General features: G+C 40.7%; 18 protein-coding genes. 14 read left to right on the top strand and 4 right to left on the bottom strand.

The window, feature by feature from the left end; all coding sequences use genetic code 11:
• Positions 1-149 precede the first annotated feature (149 nt).
• The 14 genes from rsmD to ATS74_RS13320 all read left to right on the top strand — a co-directional run bounded on the left by rsmD (position 150) and on the right by ATS74_RS13320 (position 15,988).
• The gene (rsmD, locus tag ATS74_RS13385; protein ID WP_058549381.1) at positions 150-755 is read left to right on the top strand and encodes a 16S rRNA (guanine(966)-N(2))-methyltransferase RsmD; all 606 of its coding nucleotides are present in this window, start codon (positions 150-152) and stop codon (positions 753-755) included.
• A 145-nt stretch (positions 756-900) separates the two neighbouring features.
• Complete coding sequence (rpsU, locus tag ATS74_RS13380; RefSeq protein WP_002957797.1) at positions 901-1,116, top strand: 30S ribosomal protein S21; 216 nt, start codon at positions 901-903, stop codon at positions 1,114-1,116.
• 19 nt (positions 1,117-1,135) lie between these two features.
• A complete protein-coding gene (locus tag ATS74_RS13375; protein ID WP_007376027.1) occupies positions 1,136-1,582 on the top strand; it encodes a GatB/YqeY domain-containing protein in 447 nt (148 codons plus the stop codon).
• A gap of 254 nt (positions 1,583-1,836) precedes the next feature.
• Positions 1,837-3,588: a DNA primase gene (dnaG, locus tag ATS74_RS13370; RefSeq protein ID WP_058549380.1), complete on the top strand. Its 1,752-nt coding sequence runs from the start codon at positions 1,837-1,839 to the stop codon at positions 3,586-3,588.
• A 124-nt stretch (positions 3,589-3,712) separates the two neighbouring features.
• On the top strand, positions 3,713-5,560 hold the full coding sequence (rpoD, locus tag ATS74_RS13365; RefSeq protein WP_058549379.1) for an RNA polymerase sigma factor RpoD: 1,848 nt from the start codon (positions 3,713-3,715) through the stop codon (positions 5,558-5,560).
• A gap of 66 nt (positions 5,561-5,626) precedes the next feature.
• Positions 5,627-6,508 carry a 50S ribosomal protein L11 methyltransferase gene (prmA, locus tag ATS74_RS13360; RefSeq protein WP_058549378.1) on the top strand — a complete coding sequence of 294 codons (882 nt, stop codon included), beginning with the start codon at positions 5,627-5,629 and terminating at the stop codon, positions 6,506-6,508.
• A 281-nt stretch (positions 6,509-6,789) separates the two neighbouring features.
• Positions 6,790-7,761 (top strand): tRNA dihydrouridine synthase DusB, encoded by a 972-nt coding sequence (gene dusB / locus ATS74_RS13355; RefSeq protein WP_171038382.1) that lies wholly within the window; start codon positions 6,790-6,792, stop codon positions 7,759-7,761.
• Between the two features lie 19 nt (positions 7,762-7,780).
• Positions 7,781-8,071: a DNA-binding transcriptional regulator Fis gene (gene fis, locus ATS74_RS13350; protein ID WP_002957804.1), complete on the top strand. Its 291-nt coding sequence runs from the start codon at positions 7,781-7,783 to the stop codon at positions 8,069-8,071.
• 325 nt (positions 8,072-8,396) lie between these two features.
• Positions 8,397-9,983 carry a bifunctional phosphoribosylaminoimidazolecarboxamide formyltransferase/IMP cyclohydrolase gene (gene purH / locus ATS74_RS13345; protein WP_058549376.1) on the top strand — a complete coding sequence of 529 codons (1,587 nt, stop codon included), beginning with the start codon at positions 8,397-8,399 and terminating at the stop codon, positions 9,981-9,983.
• Between the two features lie 101 nt (positions 9,984-10,084).
• Positions 10,085-10,906, top strand: a complete 822-nt coding sequence (locus ATS74_RS13340; protein WP_058549375.1) for a class I SAM-dependent methyltransferase — start codon at positions 10,085-10,087, stop codon at positions 10,904-10,906.
• Between the two features lie 16 nt (positions 10,907-10,922).
• A complete protein-coding gene (gene purD, locus ATS74_RS13335; RefSeq protein WP_058549374.1) occupies positions 10,923-12,206 on the top strand; it encodes a phosphoribosylamine--glycine ligase in 1,284 nt (427 codons plus the stop codon).
• Positions 12,207-12,315: 109 nt separating this feature from the next.
• Positions 12,316-14,856 (top strand): EAL domain-containing protein, encoded by a 2,541-nt coding sequence (locus ATS74_RS13330; protein WP_058549373.1) that lies wholly within the window; start codon positions 12,316-12,318, stop codon positions 14,854-14,856.
• A gap of 22 nt (positions 14,857-14,878) precedes the next feature.
• Positions 14,879-15,688 (top strand): DUF2797 domain-containing protein, encoded by an 810-nt coding sequence (locus ATS74_RS13325; protein ID WP_058549372.1) that lies wholly within the window; start codon positions 14,879-14,881, stop codon positions 15,686-15,688.
• 6 nt (positions 15,689-15,694) lie between these two features.
• Positions 15,695-15,988: a hypothetical protein gene (locus tag ATS74_RS13320; protein WP_058549371.1), complete on the top strand. Its 294-nt coding sequence runs from the start codon at positions 15,695-15,697 to the stop codon at positions 15,986-15,988.
• A 13-nt stretch (positions 15,989-16,001) separates the two neighbouring features.
• Here the strand turns inward: ATS74_RS13320 and ATS74_RS13315 are convergent, their stop codons facing one another.
• The 4 genes from ATS74_RS13315 to ATS74_RS13300 all read right to left on the bottom strand — a co-directional run bounded on the left by ATS74_RS13315 (position 16,002) and on the right by ATS74_RS13300 (position 19,709).
• On the bottom strand, positions 16,002-16,919 hold the full coding sequence (locus ATS74_RS13315) for a histone deacetylase family protein (RefSeq protein ID WP_058549370.1): 918 nt from the start codon (positions 16,917-16,919) through the stop codon (positions 16,002-16,004).
• Between the two features lie 93 nt (positions 16,920-17,012).
• A complete protein-coding gene (locus ATS74_RS13310; protein WP_058549369.1) occupies positions 17,013-18,554 on the bottom strand; it encodes a serine hydrolase in 1,542 nt (513 codons plus the stop codon).
• Between the two features lie 11 nt (positions 18,555-18,565).
• Complete coding sequence (locus tag ATS74_RS13305; RefSeq protein WP_058549368.1) at positions 18,566-19,060, bottom strand: gamma-glutamylcyclotransferase family protein; 495 nt, start codon at positions 19,058-19,060, stop codon at positions 18,566-18,568.
• 22 nt (positions 19,061-19,082) lie between these two features.
• Entirely contained in the window at positions 19,083-19,709 is a 627-nt protein-coding gene (locus ATS74_RS13300) for a LysE family translocator (RefSeq protein WP_058549367.1), read from the bottom strand.

Below are 19,709 nucleotides of genomic sequence, written 5' to 3'. Positions count from 1 at the left end.
ATGCCTAGCAATCGATGCTAGTAAAACAACCATTCAAAACGTAAGTGTTCAATAGTAACACTTTTAATACGGTTGAAAAATGAAGCTACACGTAATCTGCTGCAATATTATCTGAGCTAGATACCATATACCATTTTTTAGTGAGCTAAATGAGAAATAAAACGACACAAAATAAAGCTATTAGCAAATCCAGCGATGGTTTTATTAGAGTTATAAGCGGCCAATTTAGAGGCCGTAAATTGCCAGTAAAAAACGTAGAAGGTTTACGCCCGACCACCGATAGAATTAAAGAAACGGTGTTTAACTGGTTAATGCAAGATACCCGCGACGCTCATGTACTTGATTGTTTTGCGGGTTCTGGCGGGCTCGGTTTTGAAGCGCTCTCTCGTTTTGCAAAAAGCACCATCTTTATTGAGTTAGATAAATTTGCGGCCAAACAATTAGAACAAAATATCAGCACCTTAAAGCTTGAAAATGCACAGGTAAAACACACTAATTCTTTGAGTTATTTAGAACAAAAAAATAAAAGTGAGGCATTTAATTTAGTATTTGTTGACCCGCCGTTCCGCAAAGATTTAGCACAAACAACATGCGATTTATTAGAAAAAAACCAATGGCTAAGCAGCGAAGCACTCATTTATGTGGAAGTAGAAACCGAGTTAAGCACGTTTCAACAACCCGATAACTGGCTGTTAATAAAGGAAAAAAAGGCGGGGCAAGTGTTCTGCAGGCTATATCAACGTCAATCAAATTAATACTATTTTAGATGATGCGTTTCTGTTAATATTATCCTTTACATGTGGTGTTGCTTCGGATTACAATACCGCACCATTTTTGAACCACTTGATCAATGTTTGATCAACTTGAGCAACGCTCATAATTTAGGTAGGTGAATTTTTAATGCCAGTAATTAAAGTAAGAGAGAACGAACCGTTTGACGTAGCACTTCGTCGCTTCAAGCGTTCATGTGAAAAAGCAGGTATCCTTTCAGAAGTTCGTCGTCGCGAGCACTATGAAAAGCCAACAGCTGAGCGTAAGCGTAAAAAAGCTGCTGCAGTTAAACGTCACATGAAAAAACTTTCTCGTGATAACGCACGTCGCGTTAAATTATACTAATATATTAGGTCTTGTATAAATGAGCCTTTTAATAACGCTAAAAGATGCGCAAAAAGATGCGATGCGAGCTAAAGACAAACAACGTCTTAACCCTATTCGTATGGTACTTGCTGCAATCAAGCAACGTGAAATTGACGAGCAAATTACACTAGACGACGCGGGTATTACCTCAGTTATAGTGAAGCTTGTTAAACAACGTCGTGACTCTTACACTCAGTACAAAGATGCTGGGCGTGATGATTTAGCTGATATTGAAGCCAATGAAATAGTAGCACTTGAAACTTTTTTACCTCAACAATTGAGTGAAGAAGAAATAATTGCTCTCATTGATGCGGCTATTGCTGATACTAACGCAGCAGGTATGCAAGACATGGGTAAAGTAATGGGTATAATCAAAAGCAAAGCTGAAGGTCGCGCCGATATGGGCAAAATCTCTGGTTTAATTAAGCAACGATTAACTGCCTAATATACGCCCACATACATTAAAGTATGATTGAAGCAAACCGAGCCTAGCGCTCGGTTTCTTTGTTTTTAGCTTTAATTAACCTAACAACAAGCTAATTAGATACGCTTACATGCTTCAATTTAACTATTGAAATTTATGTGTACTGCCCTATTTATTTACAGTATGTTTTGGTAAGTTAAATAGGCTTTATTTGGCACTAAACGTACATTTCGTTTTCGTTATTCTTCTTATTATCTCAGGACCTTATTTTACTAATGGCTGGAAAGATCCCACGTAATTTTATAGACGATTTACTTGCCAGAACCGACATTGTCGAACTCATCGACTCTAAAGTTGGCCTTAAAAAAGCCGGTAAAGATTACCAAGCCTGCTGTCCATTTCATAACGAAAAATCGCCCTCATTTACCGTATCGCAAGACAAGCAGTTTTATCATTGTTTTGGCTGTGGTGCGAATGGCAATGCAATATCGTTTGTTATGGAATACGACAAACTAGAGTTTGTTGATGCCATTGAAGAACTTGCCAGTTTATTAAACTTAGATGTACCACGAGAACAAGGCAGCAACTCAGCTCCAGAGCGCACAGCAGCCCAAAAACGCTCAGACTACGATTTAATGCTGCACACTGCGCGCTTTTATCAACACCAATTAAAGCACCATAGTAACTCAGCAGCTGTAATTGAGTATGTTAAAGGACGTGGTTTAAGCGGTGAAACTGTTAAAAAGTTTATGATTGGTTACGCCCCAAGTGAGTGGGATGGATTATGTTTACAGCTTGGCCGTAACAAAGAACAAAAAGAGCAATTAGTAGAGCTAAAGCTTGCCTCTGAAAAAACACCTGGTAGACAGTTTGATTTTTTCCGCGACCGCTTAATGTTTCCTATACGCGATAAACGTGGGCGCGTTATTGCCTTTGGCGGACGTGTAATGCAAGCCGACCAAGGCCCAAAATACCTAAACTCGCCAGAGACCCGAATTTTTCATAAAGGCTTTGAGCTGTATGGGCTATATGAAGCAAAGCAAGCTCATAAAAAACTTGACCATGTAATGATTGTAGAAGGTTATATGGATGTAGTCGCGCTTGCCGAGCAAGGGATTGAATATGCTGTTGCCGCACTAGGCACCGCAACTACAAGCGAGCACATGCACACTTTGTTTAGAACCACAGACAAGGTAATTTGTTGTTATGATGGCGACAGAGCAGGCCGTGATGCTGCATGGCGAGCTCTTGAAAACGCACTTCCCTATTTAAACGACGGTAAAGCATTACAGTTTGCATTTTTACCTGACGGTGAAGACCCTGACTCGCTAGTACAAAAAGAGGGGAAAGAGCAATTTGAACAACGCCTTAGTCAAGCAGATGACTTTACCAAGGTACTGTTTAATAAACTTAGCCAAGAAGTTGATTTAACGCTCGACTCAGGTAAAGCTAAATTACTAAGTGCTGCGCTACCTCTTATTGAAAAAATTCCGAGTGAATTTTATCAAGAAAATATTTTGGAACAATTAGGGCGCTTGATTGGTCGAACTCGAGAGCAACTTAATAGCCGCTTAAAAACACCAAAGCAGCAACACTCTATTGAACGAAAATTTAAAATAACGCCTATGCGCCAAGCAATTGGTATATTAATTCAGCACCCTGATTTAGCCAAAAGTGTGCCGTACTTACCCGAGCTTGCGCAAATGAATATTGCTGGCATTGGTTTGTTATTACGATTGCAAGAGCAAGCTTTACAAAAAGAAGAAGTAACTACAGCTCAGTTATTAGAGTTCTTTAGAGATACAGATGATTACGAGCCATTAATTAAGCTTGCAACATGGCAACATCAAATAAATGAAGAGCGTTTAGAGACTGTTTTTAAAAATACTTTTAAATTTATTGAAGATCAGTGTTTAAATTATCGACTCGAGACCCTATTAATAAAGGATAAGACACAAGGCCTTAATAGCGACGAAAGACTTGAATGTCATTTGCTAATGACAGCGTTAAAAGCCACTAACAGCTAGTCAGATTTGATTTAAACTGTTATACTGTGCTATTCACTGCGTCACATTATTCTAGTTGGCTTTAATGCAAACTACATGATGGCGCCTGTTGTATCAACTTATCAGAGTGGAAGAAACAATCTCTATGGATCCAACTCCTCAGTCACAATTAAAACTTCTGATTCAAAAAGGTAAAGAGCAAGGCTACTTAACTTTTGCAGAAGTAAATGATCACCTTCCACAAGACATTATAGACTCAGATCAAGTAGAAGATATCATTAGCATGATTAATGACATGGGTATCAAGGTTAGCGAAAACGCGCCTGATGCCGATGAATTAATGATGCAAGAAACAACGACAGACGAAGACGCAGCAGAAGCTGCCGCTGCAGCACTTGCAACTGTAGAAAAAGAAATCGGCCGCACAACGGATCCGGTTCGCATGTACATGCGTGAAATGGGTACTGTTGAACTTCTAACACGTGAAGGCGAAATTGTAATCGCTAAGCGTATTGAAGAAGGTATCAACCAAGTACAGATTTCTGTTGCAGAGTACCCTGAAGCAATTACTTACCTACTAGAACAGTGGGATAAATTTGAAGCTGAAGAAATGCGCTTAAGCGATATTATCGTTGGATTTATTGATCCTAACGAAGATGATGCGCCAATATCAGCGACTAACATCGGTTCAGAGTTAAGTGAAAAACAACTTGATGACGACGATGAAGACGATGACAAAGACAGCGACGATGATGAAGACGAAGAAGAAGTAGATACCGGCCCAGATCCTGAAGAGGCACGTGTACACTTTGAAAACTTACGTGATTTATATAATAAAGCACGTGATACGTTTGACTCTAAAGGTCGTTCGCACCCTGAGTCTCAAGCCGCTATTTTTGAAATTGGCGAGCTGTTCAGAACATTCAAATTAGTACCTAAACAGTTTGATCGCATGGTTAATAACATGCGTGAAATGATGGACAGAGTTCGTATTCAAGAACGTCTAATCATGAAACAAGCGGTACAAATTGCTAAGTTACCTAAGAAGACCTTCATTAAGCATTTTGCTAATAATGAAACTGATGCTTCTTGGATTGACGTAGAAATCAGTGCTAACGAAAAGCATTCGGCTAAACTTGAAGAAGTTAAGCCAGAGATCATTCGTAGCATCAATAAACTATCTGTTATTGAACAAACAACAGGTTTAAGCATAGAGCGTATTAAAGACATTAACCGTCGAATGAGCATTGGTGAAGCGAAAGCCCGCCGTGCGAAAAAAGAAATGGTTGAAGCTAACTTACGTCTTGTAATCTCAATTGCTAAAAAATACACAAACCGTGGCTTACAGTTCTTGGATTTAATCCAAGAAGGTAACATTGGCTTAATGAAAGCGGTAGATAAGTTTGAATATCGCCGTGGTTATAAGTTCTCTACTTATGCTACATGGTGGATACGCCAAGCAATTACTCGCTCAATTGCTGACCAAGCAAGAACAATCCGTATTCCGGTGCATATGATAGAAACGATTAATAAACTTAACCGTATTTCTCGTCAAATGTTACAAGAAATGGGTCGTGAGCCAAATCCAGAAGAATTAGCAGAACGCATGATGATGCCTGAGGATAAAATCCGTAAGGTACTTAAAATTGCAAAAGAGCCAATTTCAATGGAAACACCAATCGGTGATGATGAAGATTCGCACTTAGGTGACTTTATCGAAGATACCACTATTGATTCGCCAATTGACTCGGCAACAATGGAATCTCTTCGTGGCGCAACTAACGATGTACTAGCAGGCTTAACAGCGCGTGAAGCTAAAGTACTACGTATGCGTTTTGGTATTGATATGAATACCGACCACACCTTAGAAGAAGTAGGTAAGCAATTTGACGTAACACGTGAGCGTATTCGTCAAATAGAAGCGAAAGCGCTGCGTAAATTACGCCACCCTTCTCGCTCAGATTTACTGAAAAGCTTTTTAGACGCTAAATAATTTAGCGCTTCATATAAACTAAAAAGGCCGCTGTAGCGGCCTTTTTTCTATTTCAAGGAAACAATCATGGCTTGGATCCAAATCCGTATCAATGCCAATGCTGCAACCGCAGATGCTGTAAGTGACTTACTAATGGAAGCAGGCAGTGCGTCTGTTACTTTTATAGACGCTAAAGACACCCCTATTTACGAGCCTAAAATTGGCACCGTTGTGTTTTGGGCTGATACTACCGTAATTGGTTTATTTGAAGCTAATCACGATATGAACGCTGTAATTGCCTTATTAAAGCGCCACGATGAAATTAAAGACTCGCTAGTATATAAAATTGAGCAACTAGAAGATAAAGACTGGGAGCGTGAATGGATGGATAACTTCCACCCTATCCAGTTTGGTGAAAAGCTATGGATTTGTCCTAGCTGGCGCGACATCCCAGATCCTGATGCTGTTAATGTATTACTTGATCCAGGCCTTGCGTTTGGCACAGGCACGCATGCAACAACAGCACTTTGTTTAAAATGGCTAGAAAGCCAAGACCTAACTGGTAAAACCGTAGTGGACTTTGGGTGTGGCTCAGGCATCTTAGGGATTGCTGCTATAAAGCTTGGCGCTGAGCGCATGATTGGGATTGATATTGATCCGCAAGCACTTGAAGCAAGCTTAGATAACGCTAATCGTAACGGCGTTGCCGATAAGCTAGAAGTGTACTTACCAGAAAACCAGCCAGAGTTTACGGCCGATATAGTTGTGGCTAATATTTTAGCGCAACCACTGAGAGAGCTACACAATGTAATTTTAGGTTTGCTAAAGCCAGGTGGCAAAATTGCCATGTCAGGTATTTTAGAAGAACAAGCTCAGTCAGTAGCTGATATTTATGCACCCTTTATTGAGCTCGATGATATTGCCGTTGAAGGTGATTGGACGCGAGTTAGCGGCACTAAAAAAGCCTAACAACTAATAAGAGCAAATTTAGAGTATTAACTCAAAACTCGCATGTAAAGCCTGTATTTAACAGGCTTTACTATTTTTTTACATATTATTTTTTTTCTAATTATTGTTTAAAAAATAAAACCTGTATAAATTTCAAACAAATCAACCTACTTGTCATGCGGTTATCAAATGTCAATACGAAAAGGGCAAAAAAAAGTCACTTTTGTTCAATTTATAGCCTTTGATTTTTCCTAAAAAAACCGTAAACTTAGCGCCCCTTGAAAAGAGGCCTATTGAATACAGTGCGTATCGGTTCATACCAACTTGAGAATAATGTAATAGTCGCGCCAATGGCAGGTATTACAGACAGACCATTTAGACAACTTTGTCGCCGCTTAGGTGCGGGGCTAGCTGTGTCTGAAATGCTATCGTCAAACCCTAAGGTTTGGAAAACTGAAAAGTCGATGAACCGTATGGATCACAGCGGTGAATCGGGTATACGCGCGGTGCAAATTGCAGGAGCAGATCCTGAGCTTATGGCGCAGGCCGCACAATTCAATGTTGCAAACGGTGCACAGATCATAGATATCAATATGGGGTGCCCAGCAAAAAAAGTGAACAAGAAACTCGCAGGCTCTGCCTTATTACAGTTTCCTGAACTTGTGGAAGAGATAGTTGATGCAGTCGTTAATGCTGTTGATATCCCGGTCACACTTAAAATCCGAACTGGATGGGATCAGGATAACCGTAATGGTGTAGAGATTGCGAGAATAGCTGAGCGTTATGGCATAGCGTCACTTGCCGTACATGGGCGTACACGCGCATGTATGTATAAAGGTGAAGCAGAATATGACACGATTAGGGATATAAAACGCTCAGTGTCGATACCTGTTGTTGCAAATGGCGATATTACATCACCAGAAAAAGCAAAGCAGGTTTTGGACTATACGGGTGCAGATGCCATTATGATTGGCCGAGCCGCCCAAGGTCGCCCTTGGATATTTAGGGAGATAGACCACTATTTGCGAACTGGAGAACACTTACAGCCGCCTGCTATTTCAGAGGTACGCAGTATTTTAATGGAGCATTTAGAAAACCTCCATGCGTTTTACGGTGAGCCAATGGGAGCGCGAATTGCTCGCAAACATGTATCTTGGTATTTGCAAACCCATGACAGTGATGGTCAGTTTAGGCGAGTATTTAATGCGCTCGACAACCCACAGGCACAGGTTGACGCATTAAAGCAATACTTTAAAACACTAGCAGCTAACTAAGAAAGAAAGAGATTAAATAATGTTCGAACAAAACGTGACTTCTCCATTTATCACAAACCCTCATGTTCAGTCACACGAGAAACCGCAGCCATTGCGTGATGCAGTAAAAAAAGCTGTTCACCACTATTTAAAGCAGCTTAACGGTCAAGATGTGCAAGACGTTTACGACCTTGTTCTTTCAGAGCTAGAAGCGCCATTACTTGAAGAAGTAATGACATATACACGTGGCAATCAAACTCGTGCGGCAATTTTACTAGGTATCAACCGTGGTACTTTACGTAAAAAGCTTAAAAAATACGGCATGAACTAATACCAATTATATTGAAAGCGTAAGCATTCTAACGCGCTAAACAAGCCCATAACGGCGTTAAAAATTTCTTATGTAGAATAACTACACTGTAAAATTTTTGCCTTGTTATAGACTTGTTTTTCTATCGTTATAACTGCTTACTAATCCAATACAATTGGTATAATGCAAAAAAAGCACCTTAGGGTGCTTTTTTTATGCGTACAATTTAGTAGAGATGTTGCAAAATGCTCACGCTTATTGGCGCTTTATAAGTCGTTTTTTGAGTAGTAATCAGTTAAAATGCCCGCTTCTAAGCTAGCTCATTAACTGAGGAAATCAAACTACAATGGATACTCATCGTCCCATTCGTCGCGCACTTTTAAGTGTGTCTGATAAAACCGGTATTGTTGAATTTGCCCGCGCACTAGAAGCGCAAGGTGTAGATATTTTATCAACTGGCGGTACATGTAAACTCCTTGCTGATAACGGCATAAAAGTGACTGAAGTTTCAGATCACACAGGTCATCCTGAAATCATGGATGGTCGTGTTAAAACCCTTCATCCTAAAGTTCACGGCGGCATTTTAGCTCGTCGCGGACAAGATGAAAGCGTAATGGCAGATAACAACATTTCTGCTATCGACATAGTTGTAGTTAACTTATACCCCTTTGCGAATACTGTCGCTCAAGAAAACTGCAGCCTTGAAGATGCCATTGAGAACATTGATATTGGCGGCCCTACAATGGTTCGCGCAGCCGCTAAAAACCATAAAGATGTAACGATTGTGGTAAACGCGGGCGACTACAACCGTGTTATTAGCGAAATGCAAAACAACAATGGCTCAACAACGTATAAAACACGTTTTGATTTAGCCATTGCCGCCTATGAGCACACTGCTCAATACGATGGCATGATTGCTAATTACTTTGGCAAAATGGTTCCTGATTACACTGAAGAAGCCGCCACCGATACTAAATTCCCACGTACTATCAATATGCAGTTCACTAAAAAGCAAGATATGCGTTACGGTGAAAACTCACACCAAGATGCTGCTTTTTACGTTGAAAACGATGTAAGCGAAGCGTCAGTTGCAACAGCTACTCAGCTACAAGGTAAAGCGCTTTCGTTTAATAACATTGCAGATACCGATGCTGCACTTGAGTGTGTTAAAGAATTTGATGTACCTGCGTGTGTGATTGTTAAACACGCAAACCCGTGTGGTGTTTCAATTGGTGATGACATCCTACAAGCATACGAGCGTGCATTTAAAACAGACCCAACATCAGCGTTTGGCGGCATTATTGCCTTTAACCGCGAGCTTGATGCAGCAACAGCACAAGCCATTGTTGATCGCCAATTTGTTGAAGTGATTATTGCCCCTAGCATTTCAAGCGAAGCAGCAAAAATTGTTGAAGCTAAAAAGAACGTACGCTTATTAGAGTGCGGACAATGGAGCGGCAAAGCATCTGGCCACGATATTAAACGCGTAAACGGCGGTGTTTTAGTACAAGATCGTGATTTAGGCATGGTAACCCAAGGCGACTTAAAAGTAGTGTCTAAGCGCCAGCCTTCTGAGCAAGAACTTAAAGATTTACTATTTTGCTGGAAAGTCGCTAAATTTGTTAAATCAAATGCGATTGTTTATGCCCGCGACGGTATGACTATCGGCGTAGGCGCAGGCCAAATGAGCCGTGTTTACTCAGCTAAAATAGCGGGGATTAAAGCCGCCGATGAAAACCTAGAAGTACCGGGTTCAGTTATGGCGTCGGATGCGTTTTTCCCATTCCGTGATGGTATTGATGCAGCAGCAGAAGCTGGTATTACCGCTGTAATTCAACCTGGTGGCTCAATGCGCGATGAAGAAGTTATCGCCGCAGCTGACGAAGCAGGCATGGCTATGGTGTTTACTGGCATGCGTCATTTCCGCCACTAATCACACAAAGGGTTAAACACAGCGTTTAACCCTTTTTGTTTGCAATCAATTCACGTATTCTGGTTAATCTAACACCTAATTTTTATGTTAAGGAACAAACGATGAAATTTGCACTAAAGTCACTACTTGTTGCCTCGCTTACGCTTACATCAACTATGGCGCTTAGCCATAACCATGAGTCGAGTCTGAGCCATGCAGTTCAATCAAGCGAACGTAGCGCTAAAAATAGCGCCCGTGATGAATATCGTCACCCTGAGCAAACATTGGCATTTTTTGGTTTTAAACCAACAATGACCGTTGTTGAAATTGCGCCAGGTGGTGGTTGGTACAGTGAAATTTTAGCTCCAGCCCTTAAAGAGCAAGGCTTATATTACGCTGCGCACTTTCCTAGTGATTCATCTGTAGGTTACTACCAACGTTCTCTAGCTGCCTTTAAACAAAAAGTGGCTAAAGATGAGCGCTTTAGTAAAGTAGAAATTTCTGAATTTGCCCCTTTAACACACACTGATATAGCCCCTGCGGGTACAGCCGATATGGTATTAACCTTTCGCAATGTACATAACTGGTACATGGGTAAAGACACTGAAGGCGCATTAAGTGCATTTAAGTCTTTTTACACAGCGCTAAAACCAGGTGGCACATTAGGTGTCGTTGAACATCGCTTAGATGAAAGCCGTGCTGATGAGGATCAAAAATCAACAGGCTACATGAAGCAAAGCTACGTAGTCGACTTAGCTAAAAAAGCTGGGTTTGAACTGGTTGCAACAAGTGAGATTAACGCGAATCCAAAAGATACAGCTGATCACCCTAAGGGCGTGTGGACGCTACCACCTAGCTTACGACTTGGCGAAAAAGACGCTGATAAATACAAAGCTATTGGTGAAAGCGACCGTATGACGCTGAAATTTAAAAAACCGCTTTAAATAGGAATAGTACGCCATGAATGTATTAGTCATTGGCAGCGGCGGCCGCGAACACGCACTTGCGTTTAAGGCCGCTCAAAACAGTAAAGTTAACACCGTGTTTGTAGCGCCAGGTAATGCAGGTACTGCACTTGAGCCAAAACTAAAAAACGTAGCAATTAACGTTGAAGACCTAGATGGCTTATTAAGCTTTGCACAGCAAAACAATGTGGAACTCACCATTGTTGGTCCTGAAATACCGCTAGTTTTAGGTGTTGTAGATAAGTTTCGTGAACATAACATGGCTATATTTGGCCCAACAGCGGGCGCAGCTCAGCTTGAAGGCTCTAAGTCGTTCACTAAAGACTTTTTAGCACGTCATGATATACCAACCGCCGATTACCAAACGTTTGAACAAATTGACCCTGCCCTTGCTTATTTAAAAGAAAAAGGCGCGCCAATTGTAATTAAAGCTGACGGTTTAGCCGCAGGTAAAGGCGTTATCGTCGCAATGACAGAGCGCGAAGCTGAAGACGCTATTCGCGATATGCTTGCCGGTAATGCCTTTGGTGATGCAGGCAGCCGCGTAGTAATTGAAGAGTTTTTAGATGGCGAAGAAGCATCTTTTATCGTTATGGTTGATGGCAAAAACGTTTTACCGTTTGCAACTAGCCAAGATCATAAACGTGCTTACAATGGCGATGCCGGTCCAAATACAGGTGGCATGGGTGCTTACTCTCCTGCGCCAGTTGTTACCGACGAAATCCACCAGCGTATTATGGACGAAGTGATCACCCCAACGGTAGAAGGTATGGCAAGTGAAGGCCACCCTTACACTGGCTTTTTATATGCAGGTTTAATGATTGACGAAACGGGTACGCCTAAAGTTATTGAATACAACTGTCGTTTTGGCGACCCTGAAACACAACCTATGATGTTACGCCTTCAATCTGATTTAGTAGAACTAATTGAAGCGGCTAACCGTGTAGAGCTTGATAAAACCACTATCGAATTTGACTCACGTGCGGCAGTAGGTGTTGTACTTGCAGCAAAAGGCTACCCAGGTGATTACCCTAAAGGTGATGCTATTTCGGGCCTTAAAGTTAATTACCCTGCTGATGAAAAAGTATTTCATGCGGGTACTAAGCAAGATGGCGAAAACGTTGTTACCGCAGGCGGACGCGTATTATGCGCAACAGCACTTGGTAATACCGTAACTGAGGCTCAGCAGCGTGCATACGAGCTGGTAAAACAAATTAGCTGGGAAGGTATGGAATATCGTACTGATATTGCCTACCGCGCTATTGCTCGCGAGCAGTAACCTCGTACCAATTTATTGGTATAACCAGTTAATTTAACTACAAAAGCGCAGTTTATCTGCGCTTTTTTAGTGCTACACTAATGTAAATAGTTTTTACAAGTGCACAGCGTTGGAATTAAAAACATTACGTTATCATGCAGTTGCTGTCGCTATTCTGATTTTAATTTTTTATATTATCAGTACATTAGCGTCAAACCTTGTGGTGCCTACACGTTACACCATAGATAAAACTGCGCCTGTATACTTAGATTACGCTTATTACCTAGACGACACTAAATCGCTTACTTTTGACGATGTTATTTCCCAGCCCGAATTACTCACCCATCAACCTCTAACTGATATACCGTGGAGCTTTACTCAACAAAATTATTGGCTGTTTGTTGATTTAGAGAATAAAAGCTTACACAAGCAAAATATAGTGGCCCATTTTGATAACCCAATGGTTGATCACCTGAGTATTTATCGCCTCACTAAAAATAATAAATTAATAGATACCTATAAATTAGGCGACAAAGAAGAAGCACTCACTTTATTTCAGTACAGCGTACCGCATATACGCTTTTCACTTGCTAGCAAATCATCTGAGCGCTTAGTCCTTAAAATAGATACCTTGGGAATAAGTAAAACCCCCGTAAGCCTCTACCGCGATAAAGAATTTATCGACCTAATGCGTTCGCAAACAGGAATTTGGGGAATATTTGCAGGCGTTTTGCTTATGGCTGCACTTTATAATTTAGTACTTTATTTTGGAATTAAAGACCGTGTTTACCTTATTTATATAGGTTACATACTCAGCGCACTTACCCTGATGGGCACGGTACTTGGATTTGGCTTTTATTTATGGCCAATGCAATGGCAGTTGTATTTTCATGAGCAGGTCGTATTTAGTAACTATGCCATAGCATTTTTTACTCTTGCTTTTTGTACTATGTTTTTGCGTTACCATAAAGATAATTGCTGGCGATACAAAATGAGCGTTTGGCTACTTACGTTTATGTTTGTAATGGCTATAGCCAGCTTATTTATACCTGAATATATAGCCGCGCCAATGTTTTTTTGTGTCATGGCGCTTTTGTATATCGTTTGCGTTATTTTAATTTATAACAAATTACGCAGTGGTTTTAGATGGGCAAAGTTTTACGTGTTCTCGTGGGTGCCACTGATATTTGGCGCGGCTATACAGCCAATGGAGCTTACAGGCTTTTTACCGTATAGCTTTACTACACGCCACGCCCTGCTAATGGCCATATTGTGTGAAGTTATTTTAATGGCTATGGCCCTTGCCGATAGGGTGCGCTTTCAGCGAGAACGCTCGCTTTATCATGCAACTCACACACAGCAAACCAAATTGCTCAACAGCGCTAAATTAAAACAAGCGTTTATGGCTTTACAAACTCAAGAGCGCTCAACTACTTTGTGCTTAATTAAAATTCGCCACTTTAACTCATTAAATACAATTATTACCCCCTCTCAAGGCTATGCCCTTATAAAGCACATAGCTAAAGAGCTAGAGCTTGAATTAAGTCACGAGCGTGAGTTTGCTAACTTAGATGTAGATTTAAACACTAGCCCTCGTATTGCCGACTTAAGCAGTGGTGTATTTGCTTTTATATCTACAAAAACTCAGCCTCAAAACATGCTTGAAGAGCTTTTAAAAAATATAATTAGTAGCCTTCCAAAACAATACGAAATTAAAGGGTTAAACCTTCAGCTAAATTACAGTATAGGTATTAGCAACGCCGGACAAAGTAACGATTTTGAGTACTGGCTTAAGCGTGGTTATTTAGCACTTAAACAAGCTAAAAGTAGCCTTGATAACGTCAGCTCCGCCTCTAATGGTAATAAATTAATGATGGATGTCGCTTTAGCAGCTAAATTACAAAAAGCGATAAAAACAAATAGCATAGCTCTTTATTATCAACCTCAAATTAATTTATTAGACAATCAAGTCAGTGGCGCAGAGGCATTATTACGCTGGCCCGATCCTGAATTTTGCCATTTGTCTATTGAAGAACTGATCATACTTGCAGAGCACACCGGCATAATTAACGAGCTGACTCTATGGGTTGTTGAGCAAGCCTGTAAAGACATCATCGCATTTACGCAAAACGGGCACCCTAATCACACCATTAGCGTAAACCTCAGCGCTAAAAATTTAACGATTAATAACCTAGCCGAAAAAGTAGAAAACCTACTTATAAAATATCAGGTACCCGCTCACCTATTAAAATTTGAGTTAACCGAATCAGCATTTGTAGATAGCCAAGAAGCACTAATACAGCTTGTTGATGAGTTAAGTGCACTGGGAATCAAAGTTGTATTAGATGACTTTGGTACAGGCTACGCATCTCTTAATTACCTAGTTAACTATCACTTTAGTGAGCTCAAAATAGACAAGTCTTTTGTGTTTGATTTACCTAATAACGCCACCCATCAAGTTATTGTGCAAACAGCCATTGATATGTCACATAACCTAGGCTTATCAATCACTATTGAAGGAGTAGAAACCCAAGAAATCCACCAGCTCCTTAAAACAATGAACGCAGATAGAGCTCAAGGCTATTTATACGCAAAAGCACTCCCATACACCGACTATTTACACTTCTTAAAAAGCCAATATAGCTTAAAAATGTTAGACTCCTCTTTTTAACATCTTTAGGGGCCAAGTAAAGATGCAAGGCACTTTGCGTAAATTAAAATCGAGCTTAACAGAGCCGGTTCAGTATCACCTTCCGGTTGGCGACGAGCTGGTTGATTTAAATGCATACATAGGTAAAGAACTCACGCTTACTTTTAGCGGTACTATTTTATGCTCTAACTGCGGTAAAAAAACTAAAAAGAGTTATTCACAAGGTCATTGCTTTGTATGTATGCGTAAGCTTGCTAGCTGCGACATGTGTATTATGAAGCCAGAAACCTGCCACTACGATCAAGGTACATGCCGAGAGCCACAGTGGGGCGAAGCAAATTGTATGATCCCACATTACGTCTACTTAGCTAATACCTCGGGATTAAAAGTAGGCATTACGCGCCATACACAAATACCTACACGTTGGGTTGACCAAGGTGCTACTCAGGCTTTACCTATTTTTAAAGTACAAACACGTTTGCAGTCGGGCTTGGTAGAGGTTGCATTAGCAGAGTTTATTGCCGATAAAACTAATTGGCGCAATATGCTAAAAGGCCAAAACGAAGCAATAGACTTGAAAGCTGCCGCCGCGGAGCTTATTCCACAAATCAGCGATAAACTAAACGAATTAAGTGAATTATTTGGGGCAACAGCTATAGAGCAACTTGATGAAGACGTGGTTGACCTAAACTTTCCGGTTACAGAGTATCCTACTAAAATCAGCTCGTTTAACTTTGATAAAAACCCTGTTGTAAGTGGTGTTTTACAAGGCATTAAAGGCCAATATTTAATTTTTGATAATGGCGTTATTAATATCCGTAAATTTACCTCGTACGAAGTAACCGTAGGCTAACACGCTATGCTAAACAGCTTCCCACAGTTATTGGTTATTTATAATGAGCTTGAGATAGCGCATAACCAACAAGAGCAACAAGAGTGCTTACACAGTGTTACGCAAAGTGAGCTAAACGACGTACGCGTACTTAATAAACAAGGCGACTTCGTTGATTTACAAGGTACTGCTTGCCCTGCCCCATCTGGGGAGCAACTAGCACAGCTGGTAACTACCTATTTATTAAATGAAGGGCAATGTTGCTTAGGCAAAATTAAAACGCTAAGCACTACGCAGGCGTTTGATTTACTAGGGTTATAAATTTTCTCTTTATTTAAAGCTCAGTGAGTACTTTAATATGCGCTACAGCACTTCTTCCTAAAGCTGATAGCGCATAACCGCCTTCAAGGTATGATATAACCCCCCTGCAACCACTGTCTTTAACAGCGTTACACAACTGCTGTGTTAGCCAAATATAGTCATCTTCTACAAACTTTAAACTTGCCATATCATCTTCTAAGTGTGCATCAAACCCTGCACTTATAAATAACAGCTCAGGTTTAAATGCTTTCAATTTGGGTAACCACTGAGTATTAAATAACTCTTTTAAGTCGTCGCCATTACTGGCTATTGGTAAAGGCGAATTAACAATATGATTATTATTTTTTACCGCTGTATTTGGGTAAAACGGGTATTGAAATAACGAGCAAAGTAATACGTTTTCATCGTCAATAAAAATGTCTTGCGTGCCATTGCCATGGTGCACATCAAAATCGGCAATCGCAATACGTTTAATCCCTTTGCTTTGCGCGTACTTAACAGCAATGGCTAAGTTATTAAATACACAAAACCCAGATGATGAGTTTTTGTTTGCGTGATGACCAGGCGGGCGAACAGAACAAAAAGCAGCATCTAGCTTATCTGCAAGTATTTCATCTACAGCTAACAGCCCAGCGCCTACAGCGCGCTCAATTGCTTTTAATGAATCAGGGCATAGCCATGTGTCGCCATCGAGGTTATTTAATCCCTCTTGTGGAATTAAGCGCTCCACAAGATTAACTAATGACTCATCATGCGCTAATAGGTAATCCTCGCGCTTTGCTTTAGGTGCTTGTAAATGAGTAAGCCCTACATCTACACCACTGGCGAGTAGTCGGTCGGTAATAGCATCTAAGCGCTCTGGACACTCGGGATGGTCGTCAATCATTTTATGTTTACGGCAATGAGGGTGTGAAATAACTGCAGTACGCATAAAATGCTCCTAAGCAAACTAGTATGAGCGTTTAATATAACAAAGCCACCTAGTGGTGGCTTTGCGACTTTGGTGTATAGCAAGATTAAATTACTATTTAGCTTTTAAATTTAGGTTTCTAAAATCAAAGCTAAAGTCGGTAACCGCTGTTGATACCGCGTGCATTTTGGCGCTATTCACACGATTTTGTGAGCTCATTTCAAAACGAATAAACGCATCGGCTTCTAGTAGCTTTTCATCCCACTTAACAATAAATGTATTACCCGTGTAATGCTCAAGGGTGCCTTTTAAGCGTTTGGTATGTGTAAAATCAATGCGTAATTTGCCATCTAACTGCTCAACAATTACATCACCGTACCAATCATCATGTAAGGTGCCGGTGTAATTGATATTAGGTAACTGTGGCTGGTAGTCTGCTGGCGCATCGGGCTTAGCATTCGCATAAGCTTTTTGTTTACCGGCAAAATGCTTATCAGCTAAATCTTCTACCCAGTCTTTATCTTCAAGTTCTAGAGCATCTTCAAGCACTTCATGAGTAACCGCCGAAAGCGCACTAAATGCTTGCTGATTAGATAAAATGACAATACCAAGCTTTTTCTCTGGTAGTAACGTGACTTGCGATACCATACCTAAAATACCACCACCGTGACCTAGCTTTTTAAAGCCGTGGTAATCTTCAATGCTCCAACCTAGCCCATATCCTCTAAATTGCTGATGATACGCTTCAAATGCACTTTTAGAGGCCATAGAGGTAATATGCGGATGCCACATTTGCGCTTGTTGCTTTTCGCTAAATAGCTGCTCGCCGTTTGGCATTTTACCACCCGCTAATTGCGTGCGTAGCCATTGACTCATATCGCTTACGCTAGATGCAATAGCACCTGCACCTCTAAAATCTTCTAAGTAATTAACAAAAAATGGGTTGAGCTTGCCATCCATCGGAATATGACCAATTGCCCAATTTTTATTACTTTTAGGAATACGCGAAAAGCCCGCACGAGAGTTATCCATATGTAGCGGCTTTAATATATTTTTTTCGATGTAATCGTTCCAGCTTATACCCGACACACGCGCAACAACTTCACCTGCGGTAACAAACATTAAATTGTTATAAGCATATTGGCTGCGAAAGCTGCTTGCAGGTTTTAAATACTTTAACCCAGCTAAAATATCTTCTATAGATTTATCGGTGCTTGGCCAAATCATTAAATCGCCTTGCCCAAGGCCTAATCCACTGCGGTGACTTAATAAATCACGAATACGCATTTCACGGGTTACATATGAGTCATATAATCTAAATTCAGGTAAGTGATCGATTACTCTGTCATCCCAACTCAACTTACCTTCATCAACTAATTTAGCCAGTGCGGCGCTGGTAAATGCCTTTGTGTTTGAAGCAATACCAAATAGCGTGTCTTTGTTTACTTGTGCGTTAGTATTTAAGTTACTAACACCAAAACCTTTAGCAAATACTACTTGATCGTCTTGCACTACCGCTACAGCCATACCGGGTACGTCAAAGCGTGCCATTGAGGTTTTAATTACCTCTTCTAAATTATTGGTATTTATTTGTGCCCAACTGCTAAAGGTGGCACTTGCAAGCAAGGCAAAGCTGGCTAATTTAGTTAATGTCATGGTTATCCTTATTATTTTTGATGAACTGCAAATTCAATATCGGCACGCTCTTTATTAGTATCGCTTTTATGCGGCCGGTTAAGTATTGCATCACTGTATTCTTTTGGTACGCCCGCCTCAAGTGCTCCGCGATGAACGTGCTGAATATACCAATCGTATGGCAGTACATCGTTATCGTACGTATTGGCTATATAACAATGCGCCTCTATTTGCTCGCCATCTAAAAGTGTTGGCTTAATTGCAACGCAATCGTATCCTGGGCCTTCAATAGTATCTAAAACTGCTTTTTCTGCTTCATTAACTTCATAAACAACGCCATACACTAACGCGTTTTTATCATCGCTTTTTTGAATACTGCATTTACCCGACCCATCTTTAAATAACATATTAAAGGTAAGTTCGTAGCCTTTTAATACCGCTGTACCAACACGTTTAGCTTGCGGTAAACGTGCAAGTAAGCGGTTGGACGACATATTTGATCCAAACGAAAAGTTATAAATAGGCATGTTTACTCCTGCTCTTATTAATTTAAATTACAACGCGAATAGCTAACGCTATTAAAATAACGCCAATACCGCGGTCAAACCAATAACCACTTTTTTGAAAAAAGCCCCGAACACCCGGCTTTGAAAGCACTAAAGAAAGCATTGAAAACCACACCCAGGTGGCCAATGCCATATAAACGCCATACGCTATTTGCACGCTAGTAGGTGTCGTTACACTAATTACTAAGGTAAATAACGACATAAAAAAGAGGGTTGCTTTAGGGTTTAGCGCATTAGTTAAAAAGCCACGCCTAAAAGCAAGCCACACGCTTTCTTCAAGCACGGTTTTGTTTTCTATAGCATCGCTCGTATTTTCAGGCGGTTTTGCAGCTCTTAACGCTTGCACACCTAAATATGCCAAATAAGCACCTGCGAGGTATTTAAGCGCTATAAATAAATTAGGTGATTGCGTTAAAATAAGTGCAACGCCTAATACGCAATAGCCAACGTGCAGCAAAATGGCTACCCCAACGCCGGCACTGGTCCATAAAGCATTACGCCTACCTTGCTGTACACTTTGTTTAAGTACCACAGCAAAGTCCGGTCCTGGGCTCGCTACTGCAAAAAAGTGTGCAATAGCAATAAGCAAAAATTCATCTAAGTAATTCAC

This window comes from Pseudoalteromonas sp. H103, assembly GCF_001469205.1.
GTDB classification, from domain to species: Bacteria; Pseudomonadota; Gammaproteobacteria; order Enterobacterales; family Alteromonadaceae; genus Pseudoalteromonas; species Pseudoalteromonas carrageenovora.
Note: the sequence above shows the minus strand (reverse complement) of the source record. Positions and strands in the feature narration are given on the sequence as shown.

Coding starts and splice junctions, on each gene's coding strand:
- rsmD (WP_058549381.1), top strand. CDS start 150: ATGAGAAATAAAACGACACAAAATAAAGCTATTAGCAAATCCAGCGAT.
- ATS74_RS13310 (WP_058549369.1), bottom strand. CDS start 18,554: ATGACATTAACTAAATTAGCCAGCTTTGCCTTGCTTGCAAGTGCCACC.
- ATS74_RS13375 (WP_007376027.1), top strand. CDS start 1,136: ATGAGCCTTTTAATAACGCTAAAAGATGCGCAAAAAGATGCGATGCGA.
- prmA (WP_058549378.1), top strand. CDS start 5,627: ATGGCTTGGATCCAAATCCGTATCAATGCCAATGCTGCAACCGCAGAT.
- ATS74_RS13305 (WP_058549368.1), bottom strand. CDS start 19,060: ATGCCTATTTATAACTTTTCGTTTGGATCAAATATGTCGTCCAACCGC.
- dnaG (WP_058549380.1), top strand. CDS start 1,837: ATGGCTGGAAAGATCCCACGTAATTTTATAGACGATTTACTTGCCAGA.
- ATS74_RS13340 (WP_058549375.1), top strand. CDS start 10,085: ATGAAATTTGCACTAAAGTCACTACTTGTTGCCTCGCTTACGCTTACA.
- fis (WP_002957804.1), top strand. CDS start 7,781: ATGTTCGAACAAAACGTGACTTCTCCATTTATCACAAACCCTCATGTT.
- rpoD (WP_058549379.1), top strand. CDS start 3,713: ATGGATCCAACTCCTCAGTCACAATTAAAACTTCTGATTCAAAAAGGT.
- purH (WP_058549376.1), top strand. CDS start 8,397: ATGGATACTCATCGTCCCATTCGTCGCGCACTTTTAAGTGTGTCTGAT.
- ATS74_RS13315 (WP_058549370.1), bottom strand. CDS start 16,919: ATGCGTACTGCAGTTATTTCACACCCTCATTGCCGTAAACATAAAATG.
- purD (WP_058549374.1), top strand. CDS start 10,923: ATGAATGTATTAGTCATTGGCAGCGGCGGCCGCGAACACGCACTTGCG.
- ATS74_RS13320 (WP_058549371.1), top strand. CDS start 15,695: ATGCTAAACAGCTTCCCACAGTTATTGGTTATTTATAATGAGCTTGAG.
- rpsU (WP_002957797.1), top strand. CDS start 901: ATGCCAGTAATTAAAGTAAGAGAGAACGAACCGTTTGACGTAGCACTT.
- ATS74_RS13325 (WP_058549372.1), top strand. CDS start 14,879: ATGCAAGGCACTTTGCGTAAATTAAAATCGAGCTTAACAGAGCCGGTT.